Origin of the sequence: Roseicyclus mahoneyensis, from assembly GCF_003148775.1 — a bacterium.
GTDB lineage: Bacteria > Pseudomonadota > Alphaproteobacteria > Rhodobacterales > Rhodobacteraceae > Roseicyclus > Roseicyclus mahoneyensis.
The window spans coordinates 1-6,617 of record NZ_QGGW01000023.1; the positions used below are offsets into that span (position 1 = coordinate 1).

Annotated in this window: 7 protein-coding genes and 1 pseudogene; 1 reads left to right on the forward strand and 7 read right to left on the reverse strand. The window is 61.9% G+C overall.

The window, feature by feature from the left end:
• Window positions 1–92: 92 nt before the first annotated feature.
• From C7455_RS19635 to C7455_RS19660, 6 genes are all read right to left on the reverse strand, one after another.
• Window positions 93–1,220: a recombinase family protein gene (locus C7455_RS19635; protein ID WP_109671148.1), complete on the reverse strand. Its 1,128-nt coding sequence runs from the start codon at window positions 1,218–1,220 to the stop codon at window positions 93–95.
• On the reverse strand, window positions 1,217–2,209 hold the full coding sequence (locus C7455_RS19640) for a site-specific integrase (RefSeq protein WP_146200063.1): 993 nt from the start codon (window positions 2,207–2,209) through the stop codon (window positions 1,217–1,219). Before C7455_RS19640 ends, C7455_RS19635 begins: the two co-directional genes overlap by 4 nt.
• A gap of 50 nt (window positions 2,210–2,259) precedes the next feature.
• Entirely contained in the window at window positions 2,260–3,960 is a 1,701-nt protein-coding gene (locus C7455_RS19645; RefSeq protein ID WP_170119171.1) for a tyrosine-type recombinase/integrase, read from the reverse strand.
• 165 nt (window positions 3,961–4,125) lie between these two features.
• A complete protein-coding gene (locus tag C7455_RS19650) occupies window positions 4,126–4,332 on the reverse strand; it encodes a helix-turn-helix domain-containing protein (RefSeq protein WP_109671152.1) in 207 nt (68 codons plus the stop codon).
• On the reverse strand, window positions 4,310–4,492 hold the full coding sequence (locus C7455_RS19655; RefSeq protein WP_109671154.1) for a hypothetical protein: 183 nt from the start codon (window positions 4,490–4,492) through the stop codon (window positions 4,310–4,312). Before C7455_RS19655 ends, C7455_RS19650 begins: the two co-directional genes overlap by 23 nt.
• A 74-nt stretch (window positions 4,493–4,566) precedes the next feature.
• Window positions 4,567–5,379 carry a hypothetical protein gene (locus C7455_RS19660; protein WP_109671156.1) on the reverse strand — a complete coding sequence of 271 codons (813 nt, stop codon included), beginning with the start codon at window positions 5,377–5,379 and terminating at the stop codon, window positions 4,567–4,569.
• 375 nt (window positions 5,380–5,754) lie between these two features.
• Between C7455_RS19660 and C7455_RS19665 the strand changes: the two are divergent.
• Window positions 5,755–6,018, forward strand: a pseudogene (locus C7455_RS19665) (transposase); the annotation flags it as partial.
• A 231-nt stretch (window positions 6,019–6,249) separates the two neighbouring features.
• Here the strand turns inward: C7455_RS19665 and C7455_RS19670 are convergent.
• Window positions 6,250–6,617: transposase (locus C7455_RS19670; protein ID WP_146200064.1), on the reverse strand; the 368-nt coding region annotated here is incomplete at its 5' end.

Sequence of the window (6,617 nt, forward strand, 5' to 3'; positions counted from 1 at the left end):
CCTGCGTTTCGACATATTCTGATCTCCTCGTCTTGGGGATCAGCAGACCTCAGATCGTAGCTTCCGTCACTGTCCAATTTTCGGGGGGTAGCTCAGGCATCGGGTTCCATGAGACGGTGACGCAGCACGTCGATCACGGCCTCTTCCAGCACCTCGCGCCGCCACGATTTGCGTTGCGTGCAGGTCTGAAGCTTCCGGGCCGCGCCGCAGGCGACATAGTCGCGTCCAACCGACACCAGCTTGCCGCCGCAAGACCCGCACACGAGCAGCCCGCTCAAAAGGTGGGCAGACCGCCTATGCTCCCAGAAGCGGCTGGCCTGGATCATCTGAACCCGCTCGCTCGCCCGGATCACGCCTTGTCGTTCCTTCACGCGCGCCCAGAGATCGTCGTCGATGATCCTCAGTTCGGGCACCGCGTGACAGACCCATTCTTCCCGCGGGTTCATGCGCGACACGCGCCGCCCTGTCTGGGGGTCCTTCACATAACGCATGCGGTTCCAGACAAGTTGCCCGATGTAGAGCTCGTTGTTCAGAAACCCGGTCCCGCGCAGGACATGCCCTCGGATCGCCGTGTCGCGCCATAGCGCTCCGCGCACGCCCGGCACACCATCCTCGTTGAGGGCTCTTGCGATCGCCTTGGGTGATTGCCCATCGGCAAACGCCCTGAATATCCGCCTGACGACCTCCGCTTCGGTGGCATTGATGGTTCGTTCACCGGTGACGCGTTCACCGTCGGGGCCGAGGCGGCGTACCACGTCATAGCCGTAGCACAGACCGCCCCCTGAACGTCCCTGTTCGACGCGCCCCCGCAGACCGCGCCGTGTCTTGTTCGCCAGATCTTTCAAGAAGAGTTGGTTCATCGTGCCCTTGAGGCCAACGTGCAGTTCGTTCACCTCGCCTTCGGCCAGCGTGATGATCCGCACGCCGGCGAAAACGAGTTGCTTGTAGAGCGCCGCGACATCGGCCTGATCGCGGCTCAGGCGATCGAGAGCCTCTGTCACCAGCACATCGAACGCGCCGCGCCGTGCTTCCTCGAGAAGGTCCTGCAGGCCAGGGCGCACCATCGATGCTCCTGACATCGCGTGATCTGCAAACTCGCGCTCAACGCGCCATCCTTCCCGGCCCGCACGCTCGCGACACAGACGCATCTGATCCTCGATCGAGGCTTCGCTCTGCATCTGGCTGGAATATCTGGCGTAGATCGCTGCTCGCACGGTCATCGTCCCTTCTGCAAGTTTTGCACCACCGCGGCATGGCTGCGCCCTGCGTCGATGCCTGTCGCGTGGATGTAGTGCCGTTCTGCCGTCCTGAAATCTGAATGCCCCAGAAGACCGCGGACGAGGCGCGCGCTGCCAGGTGCATCGCGAACCAGCGTTGTAGCACCAGCATCGCGAAATAGGTGCGGTGATATCGGCACACCGGTCAAGCGCTGCGTGATCTTGCGGATCTTCGTGCCAAGATAGTTCGGATCAAAGGGCCGCCCGTTATCCATCACCCAGACGATATCGGTTTGCATGCCGCCCCGCGCGAGAAACCACGGGCGCACATGGTCGAGATAGGTCAACATCAGGGGCGTCAGCGCATCTGGTACCTGCGCGTCCCAAGGCTGTCCGGTCTTCGTCAGCTCGGGCGGCAGTGCGACGTGCAACCAGTCGCCAGCGCGGAGGAGGGACACTCCCAGTTCCAGCCCCGCCAGCGCCCGCCGCCTGATCGGCAGCAGCGCGAGAAAGGCGATGAGCGCACCGTCGCGCCGCGCCTTCATCGTCGAAAGTTCTGTTGTGGCTGCCTCAGCTGTTTCGGTCGCTTCCCGCATGCCGGTATCAAGCAAGACCCTACTCGACAGGATGCGGCCCCGCTTGCGGTCAGAGCCGTCCGTGCCCGCGACACGGTGCAGATGGGTCCTGAGCCTGTTCTGCAGCGTCCAGTCGGCCTTGGGCTCTGCCGCTTGCAAGATGCGCAGGATCACCGTGATGCAGTTGCGCTGCGTGATCAGTCGCGTATGCGCCAGCGACTGGAGCCAAAGCTTCAGCCGGTCTGGCGTTGCGCGGCGGGTCGGCGGCAGGTCCAGTACAGCGCCATCATGGCTTTGCAGCCAGCACAGCCATTGGCCGTAGGTCGCCCGAAAATGCCTGAGCGACCGCTCGCTCAGATGCGACAGGGCGCCTGCATCATCGAAGATATCGCGCGCCGTTGTCAGGTGCGCCCACATGGTGCGGTCGCGCACCGGCCACTGGTCAAACGGAAGGATGCCCGATATCTTCACGTCCGTGCTGCCGTGACAGTCTCGGCGAAGAGGCGTGTAGCGGTGCCGGCCTCGAACCCGACATAGGCGTTCAGGGTCTGGCTCAGTTCCTTGTGTCCGAGCAGCCTGCGGACCACCTCGTACTGGCCGGGGTGCGCCTCGAGGTACAGCATCGCGCCAAAATGCCGGAACAGGTGCAGGTTCATGTCGATGCCGATCTCGTCGCGCAATCGCTTGGTCAGGCGGGAGCCCATTGTCGACAGATCCATTGGGCCCGTTCCATCGCGCCGCGGGAAAAGCCACGGCGTGCCTGGCGGGCACAGGGTCGGGCTGCGCTTGGCCACGTGGCGGTCAATCATGCTCGCGACCTCGCCGGGCAGTTCGAACTCGATGCACTGGCCATTCTTGACCTCCGCGTCCTCGAACCGGAGAAACACACGTCCATCCCCCGGCCGATGCAGGTGCTGACCGAGGTCCAGCGTCACAAGGTTCTTCCGCCGGATCGGGCAGAAGAACAAAATGGCAAGCGCTACGGCGTCTTCCCGCATCAAGGCGGCTTTGTAGGGCTGGTCGCAGGTTTGGCTGCGCCGCATAAGGGCGGCGGGAAGGTTGAGCAACTTCCGCTGGACGGCCGGATTGCGCAGCACGCTCAGACGCTCCCGGTTCTTTTGCGTCAGCCCCTTGTTGCGCGGCACCGCCACGCGGGAAGCGATGTGGTCCAACTCAGCCTGTACAGGGGCAGGGTGCCTGACATGGCGGCGTGCGACCAAAGCAAGCAGTGCCGCAGTCTCATCGATGCCGATCGAGCTTTTGCCCTCGTTCTGCGCCATCATGTGCCGCAGGCCCGTCTTGACGATCTCAGGTTCGGTCAGCTTTGCAAGGCTGGACATGCTGTCGGGATCGATGCCAGCCGCCACGGTATAGCCGGCGAAACGTTCAATCATCGCGCGGTACTGGTTGATCGTGGCCGGGCTGCGCGGCGTCATCGGCCCTTCGACCGAAAACGGGTCTGGCGCAGCCAGATTGTTCAGAAACCGATCGAGATCCGCGCCAAATCCTGGCGGATAGGTCTCGCGAGGCAGGCGGACAATCTTCCGACGATCCTCCACCGTCAGGGTTTGGCGCGGCCACTCCGGCAAGCGCTTGACCGCGAGGTTCCAACCGTTCACCGCCGCCCGGTGCGCCGTCTCGGGCGATTTGGAAATCTCGTTGACCCTCAGCGCTTCGAGAAAGCCCAAGTGATGTTCTTGCCCGACCTCGTCGGGTGCGACCCCCAGCCGATTAAGGAAATGCACGAAGCGGCACAGGGCAGGGGCCAGCGTCTTGTCGTTCGCATCGAGCACCATCCGCCACAACCGATGCCAGCGCGGGTCGAGATCGTTGATATGTGCTGCCCGCCGACGAGCTTCGACAATGCCGCAGTGAACGAGCGCAGAGCGCGCATCGCTGAGCGCATTCTGCCAAGCCTTCTTGGACAGCCCCTGTGCCGCCGGTGCGATCTTGCCGAGCCTTGGCTGGAGCCACCGGCTGTCGGCTGGCACATTGCCCGGATCACGCCCAAGCGCCTTGCTGACACGGCGCAGGCCCGAGATCATGTCGCGCCGCCGAATAGGCGAAAGGCTGTCGTCCGCAGAGATCCGCGCCACAATCTCTGCAAAGGTCGGCGTGTCCGGCTGGATGAAGGCGCGATCTGGGTCTAGCTTCGTGATCGGGGTCATCGGGTCAGGTTCCTCGTGGTCACAGTTGGTCTCGGGTGGACAGCAGCGGTCAGGGAGGACGATTCGGGTATACACTAACATGTAAACTCCGCAATTTTGCCGCTGCCTGTCTTCCCGAATGCGCTCAAGAATATGACTTGAATAGACAAATAAGCCCGTGATGCCTCACTCGCGGGACCGGTTGCGATAGGCGCGGTGCGCCGCCGGCTCGATGCGGATCAAGCGACCACCCGGCCCGATCCGCAGCACATCCAGCGCGCCCGTCGCAATCGCGCGCCGAACCGTCTTCTCGCTTACCCCGTCGAGGTCCGCGACCTCCTGAACCGTCAGGAGCGTCTCGAGGCGGTTACTAGGCTTCGTCGGTTTGGTCATGATGGCTCTCCGTGTCTGGGTTCGACACAGCGCCCGACAGCTCATCCCGCACCACCTGGCGCGCCAACAGGCCGACAAGTCGCAGCACGACCTCGTCAGCACGGGCGCGCTGCGCGTCCACTGACAGGTCCTGAAGGGGAAAGGAGGGCTCGCGTGTCATGCTGTGACACTGCGGACGGAAACTAACCTTGCCAAAATGGTATCAATCGGACCTTCGCGACCCCGATCAATAAATCAGCGGGATTGCCTTGCTTTCTTAAACCTTTGCAGGTCGGCAGCGATCGTGTTTTTTGAGATCACCGGCGGCAGCCCGGTCGGCACGTCCATGGGTTCGGGACGGTCCTCAAGAGGCACTTCCCACTCGTCCGCGTCATCCGCAGTGTCGGACGCAACGGGGTCGAGAAGGAAGGAGGTCGTCAATTGCGCAAAGTCGAGCAGCTTGCCACCTCTCTCGTTCGTTGCAGGATTGAACGAAATGCCAAGCGGATGCCCAATCCCTTCCCAGAATGTGAAGAAAACCTCAAGAACCTGCTCGCGCCGAACATCCGGCACCTTGCGAAGGTCTACAGCGCTGAGATCAAAGGCCACGTCCTCTTGGTCCGCGATGAAGCCGAGACGCCGGTGGAGATCCTCGATGTCGAGAATAACGCGATCCCAATCAGTGTGAAGTTCACTGAACCGCTGTGCCCACAGAGGGTCGGTCGAAGTCGACGTGTCGAGCGGATCGAGCCGTTCAATCGCAGCAGTCAGGATCGTAGCTGCGTCCATCAAGGCACTGAGGCCGGCAACCATGGCTGCTCGCGCTTTCTCCGCAGCTTTTTGTCGATCAACCGGAACCGTGGCTCCCTCCGAAGCCCTGTCCAGAACGAAGCCGAGCTTCAGCGACAGTTCACCTGCCTGATCGGCGGAAAAACCGAACCGTTCGCATAAGGTGTGCCTTTGGTCTGCCGTGAGAGCCCCAGCGGCGCCGTAGTCGTCAAGGCGCCAGCGGTACTTGGGTCGGAGCCCATCAGCTGAGATACGAAGTGGTTTTGGTTTGTCGTTCATCAGCGTCACCTTGCAGCAGATGACACGATCTGCATCGTCAGTCTAACTTGTCGCAGCGCCGCCAAAACAGCAACCGTTCCTGAGCGGGTATCTTTGCGCATGGAAGGTGGAGAGCAGATGGGACGGCGACGCATGAAGCTGATTGCGTAGTGATGGGCGGGGAGCTGACCTTCGGTGCGGGCGGGAAAGTTCGCCTCCAGTCAATCCAAAGCCAACGTTGGACGTTCGCCGCGGGGATTCGAACGTAGGCGCGTGTATGGCTCGAACGTCGCTGGTCTCTCGGGCGTTGTCGCGAAGTTTCAGGTTGCGTGTGACGTTGCCCCCTCGGCTTAATCCAGTTTGAGGTAGACTCTGGCCCAACTGAAAGGACCAGAGATGAAGCGCAGCAGGTTCACCGAAGATCAGATCATCGGCATTCTGAAAGAGCATGAGGCCGGGGTTTCAGTCGCCGATCTGTGCCGCAAGCACGGCGTCAGCGATGCGACCGTCTATAAATGGAAGGCCAAGTATGGTGGCATGGATGTCAGTGAGGCGAAGCGCCTGAAGGGGCTTGAGGACGAGAACGCCCGTCTGAAGCGGCTGCTAGCCGATGCGATGCTCGACAATGCCGCGTTGAAGGACCTCCTGGGAAAAAATGTATGGTCCGCCCCGCTATTGCAAGGTTTTCGTGGGTGACACACCGGCTTGCGTAAATGTATCCGGCCTCTGATCAGTCAGCCGCTTTTGGCGACAAGGCCTTGATGAGATCCGCACCTCGGGTTCCAGATTAGTGGCACGGGATGGTGTCCCGTTTTTTTACGTGTGGCTTACCCGTGGTCGATCAACCGTTTGGTCATCACGCCCCCTGCAATTGGTTCTGCGGTTAAGAGGTCAGCTCAAGGCTGCCCCTTTCGACTGCAGATAAACGCTACCTGGTTTGGTCAGCACGGCCCAGACGATGCGCGTCAGCTTGTTTGCCAAGGCGACCACGGCCTTGTTGCGGTGCGTTCGTGCTTCAAGGGCAGAGAGCCAGCTTCCGAGGGCATGGTTCGCCCGGTTCAAGTGCAGGAAGCATGACCGCGCGCCATGGATGATCAGGCGCCGTACATAGCGATTGCCGCGTTTGCTGATGCCCAGAAGTGTCTGTTTGCCCCCGGTCGAGTGCTCTGCAGGCACCAGCCCCAGCCACGCGGCCAGATCACGTGCCTTGCGGAACTGTCGTCCGTCGCCCGCTGCGGCGACAAGCGCGGTTGCGCCAA

What these genes read in the sequence shown, in the direction of transcription:
- C7455_RS19635 (WP_109671148.1), bottom strand. Translation starts at nt 1,220, where the DNA reads ATGACCGTGCGAGCAGCGATCTACGCCAGATATTCCAGCCAGATGCAG.
- C7455_RS19640 (WP_146200063.1), bottom strand. Translation starts at nt 2,209, where the DNA reads ATGTGGGCGCACCTGACAACGGCGCGCGATATCTTCGATGATGCAGGC.
- C7455_RS19645 (WP_170119171.1), bottom strand. Translation starts at nt 3,960, where the DNA reads ATGACCCCGATCACGAAGCTAGACCCAGATCGCGCCTTCATCCAGCCG.
- C7455_RS19650 (WP_109671152.1), bottom strand. Translation starts at nt 4,332, where the DNA reads ATGACCAAACCGACGAAGCCTAGTAACCGCCTCGAGACGCTCCTGACG.
- C7455_RS19655 (WP_109671154.1), bottom strand. Translation starts at nt 4,492, where the DNA reads ATGACACGCGAGCCCTCCTTTCCCCTTCAGGACCTGTCAGTGGACGCG.
- C7455_RS19660 (WP_109671156.1), bottom strand. Translation starts at nt 5,379, where the DNA reads ATGAACGACAAACCAAAACCACTTCGTATCTCAGCTGATGGGCTCCGA.